Below are 276 nucleotides of genomic sequence, written 5' to 3'. Positions count from 1 at the left end.
CCCGGAATTTGAAATGGCTGATGATTTTCACGGCATATTTAAACGCCTGATCCACAAATGGGTATCCATCAACCGCGGAGGTCCTGAAGCCGTTGAAGGTATACTTGTGGATAATTCCGACGGCCACTACACTCTTGTGAAAGATAAAGAAGTGCTGCGGATCTATCCTTTTCATATCAAGAGCATCAGCGAAGGGGCAAAAGGAGCAGCCAAAAAAGAGGAGAATAAAGACGACGAGAATAAAGGCGGGAAAGAGAGCGCCGAAGAAGAAAAGTC

At 46.0% G+C, this 276-nt stretch carries 1 pseudogene; it reads left to right on the top strand.

What is annotated here, in order from left to right:
• Nucleotides 1-276 (top strand): annotated as a pseudogene (locus tag SB660_RS20285) (spore coat protein); the annotation flags it as partial.

This window comes from Bacillus sp. SIMBA_005 (genome assembly GCF_046535585.1).
GTDB classification, from domain to species: Bacteria; Bacillota; Bacilli; order Bacillales; family Bacillaceae; genus Bacillus; species Bacillus pumilus.
The sequence above is the reverse complement of the archived record's forward strand: the minus strand, read 5'-3'. Positions and strand labels throughout refer to the sequence as shown.